Raw genomic sequence first — 13,237 nt, 5'->3', positions numbered from 1 at the left:
TTGGACGGCGGCTAACGATCATTCCAGTTCCATAAGCGGACTTCGCCCAGTTGTATCGAAGCGATCCAGTTTTCGTCCCGCAGCTTTAACAGTTCTTTGGTCGGCCCGGTAACAGCAACTCCATACAATTGGATTCCGTTCTCTTCAAGGTAGGAAATCCGTGCATCTAAATTCAGATCAAACGCCACATAATTCGCAATCCTTTTATACTTCTGCAGCAAGTACAGTGTCTTCATAAAATTTTCGTTCCGAATCTTGCCGTCCAATGAATCGACCGGAGGGGCGGAATACCCCCGTGAGACAGTTTTTCCGAACAGACCGCGTTTCTCTACCGTTTGACCGGTCATGGTCCAATCGTCATGGTGCCACATCGGATAATAGGGAAAGCCAATCGGACTCATGGTTCCGGAATCATCTCCGGTATAGACGGCGAACCATTCCGGAGACATATTTTTGCCATCGAACATCTTCAGAAGCTCCTCAGTCGAATAAAATCGGTCCAGGGAAAGAAAAGCTTCCGCCACCGTACCTTCAGGCAGCTTATCCAGAGTCACCCATTCTCCCGCAAACCCCGATTCCGCACTCTTCTTCTTTTCCCCCTGATACAGTTTAGTCCGGTTCGGGTCGACAAATACGAAACGCTGCGGTTCCGTTTCCGTTCGCCATACAACGTCTTTGCTGCGGGGCAGGCCAAGAAACATATTCATGGAAAAATCGCCGATATTGATGCGCGCATCGCCGATCTGTTTGTTCAGTTGGCCTTTGAAATCGACGTTGTAATATGCGTTGGTATTAAAGCTTAAATTTAACGAGACATTGGGTTGACTAACAGCTACGGCCGAACGAATAACGTCTCGATATAGTTCAGCACGGTTCGGAGAGCCTGTGCCGAAATACAGTGCAGTAATGAGGGAGCTGACGATCGAGAAGATTATAAAAATCGCCAGTACCGTGAATGCATTGCTGATCCGGGCGCGCCATTTCCCTTTCTGAATGATCCTTCTTTCTCTTTTGGCCGCGTGGGGATCACTCTCATCTTGCTGGGGTTCTTGCCCGGCCACCCGGTTTTCTTCGCCCATGACTTCATCTAAATAGGCTTGATAAGCCTCCATCTTCTCCAGCTCTTTCTCCATTTCCGCCTTTTCTTCGGCTGAAAGCTTGCCTTCGGCGTAATCTTTCAGTTGTTGTTTAAAGCGCTCGCTCAATCGACATCATTCCTTTCTCGATTTAGCCGCAGTTTTTGCCTCGCCCGGAACAGCAATATTTTAAAATGGGACAAACTGACTCCCATAATGCCGGCGGCTTCTTTATAGGACAACTGGTGAAAATCGTACAGCAATATCGCTTGCTTCTGATGGTCGGGCAGACCGGCAATCGTCCGTTCAATGTCTCCCCAATATTCCCGGCGCATGATTTCCGTTTCCGGGGTGCCGGCATCGGAAAGCTGTTCAAAATAACCGGCTTCTTTTGCATCGCTTCGTTTTTCTTTTCTCTTGAAATCAACAAATGCGTTATAAGCCACCTTAAAAAGCCAGGGTTTGATTTTGTCTTCCCGGCACTGCTCCAAGAACAAATACGCCCGATAGAAGGTTTCCTGGACCAAATCTTCAGCCGTATGATGGTCGCAGGAAAGGGAGAGCAAATAACGGTACACGTCTTTCATGTATAGTTGATAGATTTCGTCCAACGATTTTCGTTTCATTGACTCCCCCCTTCACCCAATACACGTTTAAGATTGGTAAAAGTTACAGCCCGTTTAACCAATTTGCAACCGCCTTTAGAATATCGTCGGCCGGAAGGAGTGACGGTGTCTTTAACCAAACTATTGTGAAAAAGCTCTGACTACGATATTCTGTATAAGTACAAACTTTTGAAAAGCTGCAAAAAACTTAAAGAAATCGCCGAATGTGCCGAAAATCTTAAAAACTTAATAAATTTTTAAGAAAATGTGTACTTTTTAGTCACATTTTTTTAATTTCAAATTAAGGTAAGCAATGTATCCTTATAAGAAATCAGTTGAAATTGTCTTTGGCATTTTCAATGCAAGGGAGGAAAGGATGATGATCACCACACCACAAACCGTCAAATCCTGGCTGGATAAATTTAATGTAAAATCTGCGGCAAAGCCTCAGGAAGCGAAAGCATCCACAAGATCGAGAAGAAGGAAACAGAAGCAAGAGGCTAAGAAATGCCCGGTTTGCCAGAAAACACATAACGTTAATTTCATCTCATCGATTAAGCATTGGTACTGCGTTCAATGTGATACCGAGTTTGACCGCAACAACGTGATCTTCGTATATGATGATAACGGGGAACTCATTGAGGTCATTTCGGACAAGCCCGGCATTTGGAATCATTTGAAGCTGGGCAAGACGAAGAAAGGTATCATAATGACGCTTACCGTATAAGATTGGATGAAAGATAATCATAATGATAATCCATCAGCCTGGAACAAGGCGTGATTGACAAGAAGGCCGAACCGGCATATCCCGGTTTGGCTCTTTGTTTTGCCATTAAAAGTTCATGATTATAGCCCTAATGGGCCATACCGTTCGTGGGCGTCATTCGATATGGTGAAGAGATAGGCGTAAGACATGCACTTTTCTCCAATATAAAATCGTTGTGCATTTAGCCGAATTTATTGTAACATTCAGACTAGATAAAGGCAGGAAGGGGACCGAAGCAATTGCTTAAAGCAAGGCATTGGTTAATTATAGCGCTGCTGATGCTGTTTATATGGCCTCAGCAGGTATCGGCACATGCATCCTTGATCCAGGCAGTTCCCGGAGAGGATAGCCAGCTGGAGGAATCTCCGGAAAGGATTGTGCTTACGTTTAATCAGGCGCTGGAGCCTAACGTGCAGATCAAAGTGGTGGATTACCGCAAGAACGAAGTCACCCGTGAGAAAGCAGTTTTGAGCGAGGACAGGCAGGAGCTTAGTGTCGGGCTGCCCAAGCTTCAGAATGGAACGTACACCGTCACGTACCGCGTTTCTTCCGCGGATGGTCATACCGTCGCCGGATCTTACGTATTCACCATCGGAGAGCCGGATCCCGCCCAATTGGCGGCCCAGAGATCGGCATTAAGCGGCTCCGGCAAGCTTTCCTGGAAGATGGGGCTGCTAGAATATGCCGCTTATCTCATCAGAATACTTTATTACATTAGCTTGCTTTGCTTGACCGGATGGGTATTCTGGAGATTGTTTTATCGCAGGACACCCGAATCGGTCGCCCAGATTGACCGGAAGTGGTCGTTAGGCTTGCAGCGGGCCTATCTTCTGGTGCTTATCCTGCTCGTCGCAGTGGAGCTGCCGTCCGCATTGGGAGAATGGACGACGGAGAACCTCACTTCATTCATCGGGACCTCCAAGGCCATTTCATGGATGGTATCCATCGGCTTGTCCCTGCTCGGATTTGTTATTCTGCATCGTTCCAGGCTGGCCGATGCGGCCTGGCTTGTGCTGCTATTGGCAGCCAAGAGCTTCACCGGCCACGCCAATGGCCTGGTAGACGGCAAGAATGCGGTGCTGATCGATCTGATCCATCTGTTGGCTGCGGCCGTCTGGGTCGGGGGACTGCTATACCTTACGGCGCATTGGCGCAGGAACAGAGAGCATGCTCTGCAGTTTCTGCCGCAATTTTCTTTCCTGGCACTGGACAGCATGATATTGCTCGTTCTGTCAGGCGTGTTCATTCTGCTCCTGTTCCTTCCGAACCCTGCTTATTTGCTGTATACCCAGTGGGGAACCGCGCTGCTGATCAAGATAAGTCTGGTGCTCATCGTGATTGGAGCCGGGATTATCGTCAGACGCTTTATTAAGAAGAAGAAATTCAGTTCTTTAATGACGGCCGTCAAAATCGAAATCGGACTTATGGTAGCGATAGTTTCCATTGTCGGAGTGCTGACTGCTCTGAATCCGCTGCCCCCCAACAAGCCATTGAACTGGCATGAGATGGGGGAAGAGCTCCATATGACGGCCAAGATTGCTCCGAATATACCTGGAGCGCGCAACACGTTCACCCTTCAAGTCTGGGTTCCTAAGGAAGAGGAGGAGCCGCAGAAGGTTCAGATGATTCTTAAGCATATTAACGAAGACGGAATTGAACCGATCCCGATTCCGCTGCAGCCGGCTTCCGCCAATAAGGAACAGGGCTGGTTTCCCGGATATACACAGTATGTATATAGTTACGAGGGCTCCTCGCTGGCATTCTCCGGGGAATGGACCGTAGAGGTACGAGTCACTTTGGCGAATGGGGAGAAGAAGGAGTACGAGAAATCGATGAAAGTTTATTAAGGTTAGATTAAAAAATGGCCCGAACCGCTCATTGGCGAGCTCGGGCTGTTTTCAAAAAATATAAGAAAGTTTAAGTTTTACTTTATACCTGTTCTTATATTTCATCGGTAAACGCGCCTGTCCAAAGGACGGCGAAAGCCGTTTATCCTTGTTTTGCTTGATGTGGTATATGATTAGCGCCATAAGGAATTTTGGCGAGTTTTTTTAGGAATGGGGGAAGTAGGGTGGAGCATCACCGAGGCCGCAGGAAAACCAGGCAGCCCGCCTGGGCTTCGATATGGGAAATAACTAAAGTCTCGGCCAAGCTGGGACTGACCTCCTTCGGGGGACCGGTTGCCCATTTGGGCTATTTCCGCAATGAGTATGTTGAGCGCAGACAATGGCTGGATGACCGCAGCTATGCGGATCTGGTCGCGTTATGCCAGTTTCTGCCCGGACCTGCAAGCTCACAGGTCGGCATTGGAATCGGCCTGATGAGGGGAGGCTGGACCGGGGCTGTGGCGGCATGGCTGGGCTTTACTCTGCCCTCTGTCCTGCTTATGATTCTGTTCGCTTATGCGGTTGAAGGCTTGGGATGGGCCGATACAGGCTGGGTTCACGGGTTGAAAATTGCAGCCGTTGCGGTGGTGGCGCAGGCGGTGCTCGGGATGGGAAAAAGTCTGGCACCGGCCGCGGTCGCATAGCCATATTGTTCGGGGCTGCGATCACTTCTCTGCTGTGGCCCTCCGCCTGGACCCAGCTCCTTCTGCTGGCCGCCGCGGGCGGACTAGGCTGGGTGCTGTACAGGCAGAATAACGGGGAGCCCGGTCCCTTCTCCCGTGTACCGATCAGCAGAACTGCCGGGGCGGTAGCGCTGGCTATGTTTGGCTTGCTGCTCGTCCTGCTGCCCGTGCTGCGGGCGCTGCTTGCCTGGGACACGCTCGCTCTGTTCGACAGCTTCTACCGCTCGGGCTCGCTCGTGTTTGGGGGCGGGCACGTAGTCCTTCCGCTTCTGGAGAGGGAAGTAGTTCCCGCAGGCTGGATCACGCAGGAGCAGTTTATCGCCGGTTACGGGGCTGCACAGGCTGTGCCCGGTCCGCTGTTTACCTTCGCGGCATATCTGGGGACGGTAGCGAATGGCTGGTGGGGAGCGATAGTGGCTACTCTCGCTATCTTCCTGCCCGCCTTTTTGCTCGTGATCGGGGTGCTGCCGTATTGGGAACGCATCCGCCGTCATGCCGCAGCCAGAGGAATGCTTGCAGCGGTGAACGCGGCGGTGGTAGGCATACTGCTGGCTGCCCTTTATAACCCGGTATGGACGAGCTCGATTCATACTTCCGCTGATTTCAGCCTGGCTCTGGCTTCTTTCGCTCTCCTGGTATACGGGAAGCTTCCGCCCTGGATGGTGGTAGCGTTCGCCGCGCTCGCCGGTTGGGGGCTGTCCCTGCTCTAATCATCCGCTGAAAATGGTGCACTGGTGCGGCACCGGTGCTGGCGCTAGTGCTCCTGCGCCAACATTGAAGAAGACGAGCAAAAGTGCAGGTCTTTCACCGTAAAATCGCGAAATTCAAGTAAAATGGCGGAATTTACCTGCACAATTGCATGTCTTTGGCCGATTTCAAGCAAAACCATGAAAAAGACCTGCACAATTGCGGGTCTTTTTTCAACTTTAACTAATTCCTCTTGAGGAGAAGACAAGAACGGCCCTATGGCGGCGCGGTTCGGCGACTACTTATCGGATCTTAAGAAAAGGACGTTGTCCGTCCCCGTCCAAGCCTCCGCGCGAACCTAGGAGGCTACTACCGGCTGGCAGCCGCGGCGTTCTTGCCTGCGGTATAGCCTGTGGCGAAGGCCGCCGTAATGTTATAACCCCCCGTATAGCCATGGATGTCCAGCACCTCTCCGCAGAAAAATAGGCCGGGCATCTTCTTGGACTGCATCGTTCGCGGATCAACCTCTTTCAGATGGACGCCTCCCCCGGTAACGAATGCTTCTTTAAGCGACAGCGTACCATTCGCTTCGACGGGGAAGGCTTTGATCGTCCGGACAAGCTCCTCCCAAGGCTGCTTGGGAAGGTGATCATAGGTAACGTCTTCGCGAAGGCCCGCCTTCTTTAATAGAAGGGGAATCATTTTGTCCGGAAGCCTCTCTCTAAGGACATTCTTGATCGCTTTCCTGGATTCTTTCCGCGCCAGTGCCAGCAATTCATCGCTAAGCTGCCCGGCGTTTTGCTCCGGGAGGAGATCGATGGTCAGAGTGACCGTCGTCTTGTTGGAGCGTTTAAGCTCCTTGACGACGAATTGGCTGCAGCGAAGCGCTGCCGGACCGGACAGGCCGAAATGCGTGAAAATCATGTCTCCTTCATGGGTAATGATTTTTTTCCCTTTGGCATTCCAAACGGAAAGAGTAATATTACGCAGGGACAGCCCTTGAAGCTCCTTGCTCTGGATGAAGGATTCACCAGACGTTATGGGCACCTCGGTCGGATATAATTCGGTGATGGTATGCCCGGCTTCCTCCGCCCACGGATACCCGTCTCCGGTGCTTCCGGTATGCGGCACCGACTTGCCGCCTGTAGCGATAATGACGCAGGACGACCGTATTTCTTGCCCTGATGCCAGACGGATTCCGGCGGTTCTCCCATCCTTGTAGAGCACGCGCTCCACCGGTTGGTTGACGAGAATGTCGACTCCGAGGCTGCGAACCTTGCGGATCAAGGCATCCACTACGGTTTGCGCCCGGTCCGATACCGGAAACATTCGACCCCGGTCCTCTTCTTTAAGCGGAATTCCCAAGCCTTCGAAGAAGGCAATAATATCCTTGTTGCTGAACTCGGCGAAGGCACTGTACAAAAACCGCCCGTTCCCCGGAATATTAAGAATGATCTCATCTATGTCTTTCGCATTCGTTACATTGCATCGGCCGCCTCCGGAAATTCCAAGCTTGCGGCCAAGCTTGTTTCCCTTATCCGCAACGAGCACCCGCGCCCCGTGAGAGGCGGCGGCAATACTGGCCATTAAGCCGGAAGGACCTCCTCCAATGACGATTACATCATAGTCCATTCCATTACGAACCTCATTTCACTTCAGAACTTGTAGACCGTTATATTGTACCTTAAAGGCCTTAGGAATAGAAATGAATCTTCTTCAAGCGGCTGATAAATCGCATAGGGTTGGCACATAATACTGGCAGAAAGGAGCGATGACGATGAAGAACCGATCCAACAACTCCAAGGAACAGCAGCTGCAGGAAAAGCAGAACGAGCGGCGCAGTAAGGAGCAGGAGATGGAGATGGCTCGCGGCAAGAAGCTGGACGGACCTAATCGCCCATCTACCTAGGAGGTTGGTAAGAAGATGGATGAACGTAAACAGGAGATGGACGAGGGATCGATAAGGGATCAGACAGGACAAGAAGACCTCGATCCATTCGAAATAAACTTTCTGCAGGAATTCCGCAAGGGACGCGGTCCTCGGAAGCCATTCGTCAATTCGTTCGGAGTGGTTATCGGAGACCATGATTATGAATCCGAGAATTCCCCGCTGGAGCAGTGGACAACGGACACCGATCCGGCAGTGATGGCAGGGGATCAATGGGTCCATCCGTTCAAAGATATCGGGTTTCATTCGAATGAGAATCGCGATTACTTTGAGAAAGGCATTCCTCCGCAAAGCGGGATTTTCATGCATCCTGACAAAAACTCCGCCTACAAGTTCAATCTTGGCAGGGGGGAGCCGGAAGAGGATTCAGGGAAGCGAAAAAACGGGCAAGAACAAGAATAAGGAAGGATGGGCCGAGCAAAGCCCGGGCTTCCTGCAAAGACTGCCTTTGCATTCACTCCCCGGGGCGGTATAATAAATAAAGATTATACACTAGCATATAGGGAGTGAACGATATGTCAATGTCCTTTGACGCATATATGAGAGATATGGTTCAGCCGATGCGGGATGAACTGACCCGAATCGGTGTGAAGGAGCTGCGGACCCCGGAAGAAGTGGTCGAGAACTTGGAGAACGCCAAGGGAACTGCGCTGCTTGTCGTCAATTCGGTGTGCGGCTGTGCCGCGGGCCAATGCCGTCCGGGAGTGGCTAGAGCTCTCGAGCACGATGCCAAGCCGGACCATCTCTTCACCGTATTTGCCGGGCAGGATAAGGAAGCGACGGCCAAGGCCCGCGAATACATTACCGGGTATCCGCCTTCATCTCCTTCCATTGCCCTGTTTAAGGACGGGGAACTGGTCCATTTCATCCAGCGCCATCAGATTGAAGACCGTTCCGCCGAGATGATCGCGAACGATCTGACTCAAGCCTTCGATAAATATTGCCGGTGATAGGCGCGTTTTAAAGCTAGACTAAAAAGGTAACCAAAAATCCTGTTAGGCGGTTAAGCCGTAACAGGATTTTTATTTGCTTGCCCGTCATCGGGGATAATTTGATTCATTCGTTCGATGATTTCATGTTTCCTGGCTTCCCCGGCATGCTCGGCGATGATCCGGTAGCCTTCTCCGACATTAGGCTTGCGCCGGACGTTATGGGCATCGGAAGCCAGTGTGTGAACGAGGTCGTTCTCCAGCAGCCATAGAGCGAATTTCCTGGCATCTTCGTTATTGCGGCCGGCTAGGCTGTCTGCCGATACCTGGGTCCAGGCTCCCCGTTCGATGAGACCGGTTAACAAGGCCGGCATCTCCCGGAAGAATCCGTGTCTTTCCGGATGGGGAATGATCGGTCTTACTCCCTTAGCGATCAGGAAGTCAATGACCTCAATGGAATCCGGCATATAATTCGCCCAGGGCTGCTCCAGCAGAATAAAGGTTTTATCACTGTCCAAGTGCCAGTATTCTTCATTCTCCGTCTGCTGATAGAACTGCTCGGCGCTCTTAAGCGTCACTTCGTGGCCGCAGGATACGGTGATCGGAAGGCCCTCTTTCTCCAGCGCATCCTGAAGCTGTCTTACTTTATGATAAGTCACGGATTTAGGGACATGGTACACTGTGTTGAAATGGGGAGTGGCCACAATATGGCGGACACCGTCTTCATAAGCTATTCTGGCCATGGCGACAGATTCCTTCAGGTCGCTCGCCCCGTCGTCTACACCGTCTAAGATGTGGCAATGGATATCAATCATCCTGATTCTCCTCTCTATTATGGAATGTTATCCATTGACTCTATGCTACCAGGGTCTTTTCTGTCATCCTAACAAAAGTACAGGCAAAAATCCACTTGATTTTGGCGGGCGCTTTCCGCAAACTAAGGTTAAACTGATAGCAGAGAAACAAAAGCAAGCCGATAAATGCGGTGCTTGAATCCATTTATTGAAATGAAAGGGAAAGGGTGAAGTGGCCATGTCGTTGCAGCGTCAAATTATTGAAGCACTCGGAGTACAGCCGGTCATAGATGTGGATGCGGAAATCCGCAAGAGAGTGGATTTTCTTAAGAGGTATGTCAAGGATAGCGGGACCTCCGGTTTGCTCATAGCGATCAGCGGAGGATTGGACAGCGCGGTAGCCGCCGGTCTGTGCAAGCAGGCAACGGACGAATTATCGCAGGAGGAGGGTAAGGAATATATGACCCTCGGAGTTTTCCAGCCGTATGGCCGGCAGGAGGATATTGAGGACAGCTACGCGGTAGCGCAGGCGTTCGACTTGATATATAAGACGGAGACGAATATTGAGGAGGCGGTGGATGAAATCGCCCTGGAGGTCGAACACAGCCTGAAGGGGCTTGGAATTCACAAACATATCAGCATTCCGGGCAAAGGAAACATCAAGGCCCGTACAAGAATGGTCGTACAGTATGCCCTGGCTTTCGAGCTGAATTTGATCGTTGTCGGCACCGATCATGCTTCTGAGGCACTAACCGGATTTTTCACCAAATATGGGGACGGTGCGGTCGACATCAACCCGCTCAGCTCGCTGAACAAGCGGCAGATCAGTCAACTGGCCGAGAAGCTCGGTGTTCCGCGCAGCGTCATCGACAAGGTGCCTACAGCCGGACTGTGGGAAGGACAGACCGACGAGAAGGAGCTGGGCGTCTCGTATGAGGATAACAGCAGCTACCTGGAAGGTAAGGAGATTGACCCGGCCAGCGCCGAGAAGCTAGAGAAGCATTACCTCCGTACGAAGCATAAACGGGAGAAGATCCCCGGCATTTAATAAGTTCGGTGGAATCAGTTCGATGAAAATCCTCTGCAGGACCTGCAAATTTGTTGGTCTTTAGCACTCAACTTTCGGTGCGACCAAGCTTGCATGGGGGACTAACTGTATTTTGTACAGTTAAATTCAAGCGAATGGGCGAAAATGATCAAACTACCTGGAAAAACTACAGTTAGAATGGGCAACTTTGGGCGAAACGGCTGTTTTGGCGCAAACTAACTGTAGGTTTTCCATTTAATATTCCTATTTCCCCCGAATATAGAAAATTAACTGGATGAAATCCATTTAGACGCTCATGCCTCTGGCTGTGGCACCATCAGATAATGGAAATAAATGGATTTTTTAAGGTAGTTTTCAAATTTCACACTAATGAAGGTAGCGTCACAAAGCTTGTGTAAGCTGGCGGGGTTATCCAGCTCCTGGACAGCCCGGCCGGGACGATGAATAAGAAATATTTAAAGCTCGGTGGAAGACGCAGCCCAAGCGAAGGCGCGGGAAGCGGGTTTTTATCTGCTTCCGGGTCATCCATCCGGATAACGTTCCGCAAACAGATCATAATGAAGCACGATTTTCAGGCTTAGTGCCAATAAAAATGGACGCCATCCCCTATAGCTGTGATTTAAAATTTTGGTGCATCATCAAGCTATTTCTTTGTTTAGAATGGTTTATTGACACTTCCACTTAACCAAACAAAGCGGTGTTGTTCTGTCAAGACCCTATTATTTCGGGGCATTTTCCTTTATCTATAAGGGATCCCCGTCAATCTGAGTCTGCGAAAGTTGAGTTTAGAATAAGTACTTGAACCGGACAAATTTCGAGGCCGCCTGCCTAGATAGGAAGGGACACAGACGTGATCATTGGAGTCGGGACCGATATTATTGAAATTGCGAGAGTACGGAAGCTGATGGAGGAGCCATCGGGCCCCCGCTTTGTAGAGCGGGTTCTTACTCCCGATGAGCGAAAGCTGGCCGAACAGCGTCAGGCCAGGCTCCATGAATATGTAGCCGGACGCTTCGCCGCCAAGGAGGCTGTGGCGAAGGCTTTGGGCTGCGGGATAGGCAGACAGGTAGGCTTTCAGGACATCGGGGTGCTTCCCGATTCGAACGGGCAGCCGCAATGCCGATTGTCGGAGGCTTCATTAACCCGGTTGGGCCTGGCAAATATACAGATCCATCTAAGCATCTCCCATAGCGAAACTATGGCGACGGCTTTTGCGGTAATCGAAAGGGCGGAGTGACGGCACATAACGGACAGGCCGGTATTCGTCGGGGCAGGAAGACCGGGGTACGAGCATAGGGAATCCCGTAAGCTTGCCGATCAAGCAGATAAAACCTCCATCCGCTAAATAAGCGGGGTGGAGGTTTTAATGAAGGATCAAGCGCCCTTCTACTTCTTGGTAGACAACCAATCGGCCAATGCATCGATTTGATCGGCGCTCAGAGTGTTCTTGAAGGCGGTCATCCCGTTGCCGCCGTTCTCGATTTTGGTCGCGATCTGATCCTTGGACAGCTTGCCGCCGACCTTCGTCAGGTTCGTATTGCCTCCAAGCTTTCCTTCCAGATTAGCTCCATGACATGCTATACAGTGCTGCTTAAACAATGCTTCCGCATCGACGGTGGTCGCCGGCTGCTTTCCGGTTTCCCCGTTAGGTGCTCCCGGGGCAGGGCTTGCGGTTCCGGCATCGTCCTTCTTGCCGGCGCAAGCAGCCAAAGCGGCTATAAGCAGCAGACAGAAGATAAAGACCATCACTTTTTTCATTATCTTGTTCATCCCCTTATCTATGTTAATCATCCATTCGCGATAAGCTTAAGGTTTCCATTCTCCTTGTGCTTCATTCATGAAAGAGGACGGGGTTAATAACATGGACCAGGCTCATTCACCCGTATGACATAAGGAATTTCGATCCAATCCCGATAAGGTTGCTTAGTTACGGAAATTAAAGTAAATACTACCGGAATGATATCTATAAGTTTAGATGAAACTTGCTTTCTATGCTAAAATACTATACAGCAAAGCAACGAGACTAACGGGGGATAGCTGCAATGCGGCCGTGCCCTTGCGGGAGGCGTGACTGTGGAGCGGATAGTCGATATGGTCGAGCATCAAGTGATCGCTGCGGTTCGGTCGGAGGAAGAATTGGCGGAGGCTCTCGGCAGCCGGGTAAATGTTATTTTTCTGCTGATGGGCTCGATAGGCAATCTGCAGGAGCTGGTCACCAAAGTAAGAGACAGCGGCCGGCGTGTGTTTGTTCACCTCGATTTCATTGAAGGGATTGCCTCGGACCGGAGCGGGGTTCAGTATATAGCAAACCATATTCATCCGGACGGGATTCTCTCCACACGCAATCATTTGATCGGGATGGCCAAGGAAAACGGGATGAAAGCCATTCAACGGCTTTTTCTGATTGACAGCACGGCGATTCGCAATGGGATGAAAGCGATTCGCTCATCGGGCGCGGATGCGGTGGAGATCATGCCCGGCCTGATGCCCAAGGTGATTCGCGAGCTGACCGAGATGACGGAATTGCCGATTATTGCCGGCGGACTGATTAGGGAAGAGGAAGAGGTCCACGAAGCTCTGAAGGCAGGGGCGCTGGCCGTTTCGGTAGGCGAACCGGATCTGTGGCAAATGAAGTTATAGACAACGGAAAAGCGCTAAGCTATAATGAAATTAACGATGCATAAAGCTATGGGCGGAGACGATAAGAGAACCCTTTGCTGAACTTGCACCTTTATTTAGGTGTACAGTTTGAGCCAAAGGGTTTTTTGTATTTTCTCCGCTCCGCAAATAATAGAGAACAAAGGGGGAAATACAG

The 13,237-nt window shown here is 50.7% G+C and carries 13 protein-coding genes and 1 pseudogene; 9 read left to right on the top strand and 5 right to left on the bottom strand.

All coding sequences use genetic code 11. The features are described from left to right. Positions 1–11: 11 nt before the first annotated feature. Positions 12–1,205 carry an anti-sigma factor gene (locus tag ACFQ03_RS05680; protein WP_379286684.1) on the bottom strand — a complete coding sequence of 398 codons (1,194 nt, stop codon included), beginning with the start codon at positions 1,203–1,205 and terminating at the stop codon, positions 12–14. Continuing rightward, positions 1,202–1,702 carry a sigma-70 family RNA polymerase sigma factor gene (locus ACFQ03_RS05675; RefSeq protein ID WP_379286682.1) on the bottom strand — a complete coding sequence of 167 codons (501 nt, stop codon included), beginning with the start codon at positions 1,700–1,702 and terminating at the stop codon, positions 1,202–1,204. Before ACFQ03_RS05675 ends, ACFQ03_RS05680 begins: the two co-directional genes overlap by 4 nt. Before the next feature lie 358 nt (positions 1,703–2,060). On the opposite strand from ACFQ03_RS05675, the gene ACFQ03_RS05670 reads away from it, so the two are divergent. The 3 genes and pseudogenes from ACFQ03_RS05670 to ACFQ03_RS05660 all read left to right on the top strand — a co-directional run bounded on the left by ACFQ03_RS05670 (position 2,061) and on the right by ACFQ03_RS05660 (position 5,726). Further along, the gene (locus tag ACFQ03_RS05670; RefSeq protein ID WP_144934423.1) at positions 2,061–2,408 is read left to right on the top strand and encodes a hypothetical protein; all 348 of its coding nucleotides are present in this window, start codon (positions 2,061–2,063) and stop codon (positions 2,406–2,408) included. A 278-nt stretch (positions 2,409–2,686) separates the two neighbouring features. Beyond that, positions 2,687–4,294 carry a copper resistance CopC/CopD family protein gene (locus ACFQ03_RS05665; RefSeq protein WP_379286680.1) on the top strand — a complete coding sequence of 536 codons (1,608 nt, stop codon included), beginning with the start codon at positions 2,687–2,689 and terminating at the stop codon, positions 4,292–4,294. Between the two features lie 224 nt (positions 4,295–4,518). After that, positions 4,519–5,726: pseudogene (locus ACFQ03_RS05660) on the top strand (chromate transporter). A gap of 346 nt (positions 5,727–6,072) precedes the next feature. On the opposite strand, the gene ACFQ03_RS05655 reads toward ACFQ03_RS05660, so the two are convergent. After that, the gene (locus ACFQ03_RS05655; RefSeq protein ID WP_144934429.1) at positions 6,073–7,335 is read right to left on the bottom strand and encodes a BaiN/RdsA family NAD(P)/FAD-dependent oxidoreductase; all 1,263 of its coding nucleotides are present in this window, start codon (positions 7,333–7,335) and stop codon (positions 6,073–6,075) included. A 145-nt stretch (positions 7,336–7,480) separates the two neighbouring features. Between ACFQ03_RS05655 and ACFQ03_RS05650 the strand changes: the two genes are divergently transcribed. The 3 genes from ACFQ03_RS05650 to ACFQ03_RS05640 all read left to right on the top strand — a co-directional run bounded on the left by ACFQ03_RS05650 (position 7,481) and on the right by ACFQ03_RS05640 (position 8,601). Further along, positions 7,481–7,612, top strand: a complete 132-nt coding sequence (locus ACFQ03_RS05650) for a hypothetical protein (RefSeq protein ID WP_379286678.1) — start codon at positions 7,481–7,483, stop codon at positions 7,610–7,612. Between the two features lie 15 nt (positions 7,613–7,627). After that, entirely contained in the window at positions 7,628–8,053 is a 426-nt protein-coding gene (locus ACFQ03_RS05645; RefSeq protein WP_379286676.1) for a DUF3905 domain-containing protein, read from the top strand. 113 nt (positions 8,054–8,166) lie between these two features. After that, positions 8,167–8,601 (top strand): BrxA/BrxB family bacilliredoxin, encoded by a 435-nt coding sequence (locus ACFQ03_RS05640; RefSeq protein WP_144934433.1) that lies wholly within the window; start codon positions 8,167–8,169, stop codon positions 8,599–8,601. Between the two features lie 53 nt (positions 8,602–8,654). Here the strand turns inward: ACFQ03_RS05640 and ACFQ03_RS05635 are convergent, their stop codons facing one another. Further along, the gene (locus ACFQ03_RS05635) at positions 8,655–9,395 is read right to left on the bottom strand and encodes a tyrosine-protein phosphatase (RefSeq protein ID WP_379286673.1); all 741 of its coding nucleotides are present in this window, start codon (positions 9,393–9,395) and stop codon (positions 8,655–8,657) included. Positions 9,396–9,612: 217 nt separating this feature from the next. On the opposite strand from ACFQ03_RS05635, the gene nadE reads away from it, so the two are divergent. Further along, positions 9,613–10,422 carry an ammonia-dependent NAD(+) synthetase gene (gene nadE, locus ACFQ03_RS05630; protein WP_379286671.1) on the top strand — a complete coding sequence of 270 codons (810 nt, stop codon included), beginning with the start codon at positions 9,613–9,615 and terminating at the stop codon, positions 10,420–10,422. 850 nt (positions 10,423–11,272) lie between these two features. Then, entirely contained in the window at positions 11,273–11,659 is a 387-nt protein-coding gene (gene acpS / locus ACFQ03_RS05625) for a holo-ACP synthase (RefSeq protein WP_144934439.1), read from the top strand. Positions 11,660–11,808: 149 nt separating this feature from the next. Here the strand turns inward: acpS and ACFQ03_RS05620 are convergent, their stop codons facing one another. Next, positions 11,809–12,180 carry a c-type cytochrome gene (locus tag ACFQ03_RS05620; RefSeq protein WP_144934441.1) on the bottom strand — a complete coding sequence of 124 codons (372 nt, stop codon included), beginning with the start codon at positions 12,178–12,180 and terminating at the stop codon, positions 11,809–11,811. A gap of 315 nt (positions 12,181–12,495) precedes the next feature. Between ACFQ03_RS05620 and ACFQ03_RS05615 the strand changes: the two genes are divergently transcribed. Next, positions 12,496–13,062 carry a glycerol-3-phosphate responsive antiterminator gene (locus ACFQ03_RS05615; protein WP_186328271.1) on the top strand — a complete coding sequence of 189 codons (567 nt, stop codon included), beginning with the start codon at positions 12,496–12,498 and terminating at the stop codon, positions 13,060–13,062. Positions 13,063–13,237: the final 175 nt, after the last annotated feature.

It is taken from the genome of Paenibacillus residui (assembly GCF_042677205.1).
Taxonomy (GTDB): domain Bacteria; phylum Bacillota; class Bacilli; order Paenibacillales; family NBRC-103111; genus Paenibacillus_L; species Paenibacillus_L residui.
This window is presented reverse-complemented; position numbering and strand designations above follow the sequence as displayed.

Coding starts and splice junctions, on each gene's coding strand:
- ACFQ03_RS05675 (WP_379286682.1), bottom strand. CDS start 1,702: ATGAAACGAAAATCGTTGGACGAAATCTATCAACTATACATGAAAGAC.
- ACFQ03_RS05670 (WP_144934423.1), top strand. CDS start 2,061: ATGATCACCACACCACAAACCGTCAAATCCTGGCTGGATAAATTTAAT.
- ACFQ03_RS05655 (WP_144934429.1), bottom strand. CDS start 7,335: ATGGACTATGATGTAATCGTCATTGGAGGAGGTCCTTCCGGCTTAATG.
- ACFQ03_RS05650 (WP_379286678.1), top strand. CDS start 7,481: ATGAAGAACCGATCCAACAACTCCAAGGAACAGCAGCTGCAGGAAAAG.
- ACFQ03_RS05645 (WP_379286676.1), top strand. CDS start 7,628: ATGGATGAACGTAAACAGGAGATGGACGAGGGATCGATAAGGGATCAG.
- ACFQ03_RS05640 (WP_144934433.1), top strand. CDS start 8,167: ATGTCAATGTCCTTTGACGCATATATGAGAGATATGGTTCAGCCGATG.
- ACFQ03_RS05635 (WP_379286673.1), bottom strand. CDS start 9,395: ATGATTGATATCCATTGCCACATCTTAGACGGTGTAGACGACGGGGCG.
- nadE (WP_379286671.1), top strand. CDS start 9,613: ATGTCGTTGCAGCGTCAAATTATTGAAGCACTCGGAGTACAGCCGGTC.
- ACFQ03_RS05620 (WP_144934441.1), bottom strand. CDS start 12,180: ATGAAAAAAGTGATGGTCTTTATCTTCTGTCTGCTGCTTATAGCCGCT.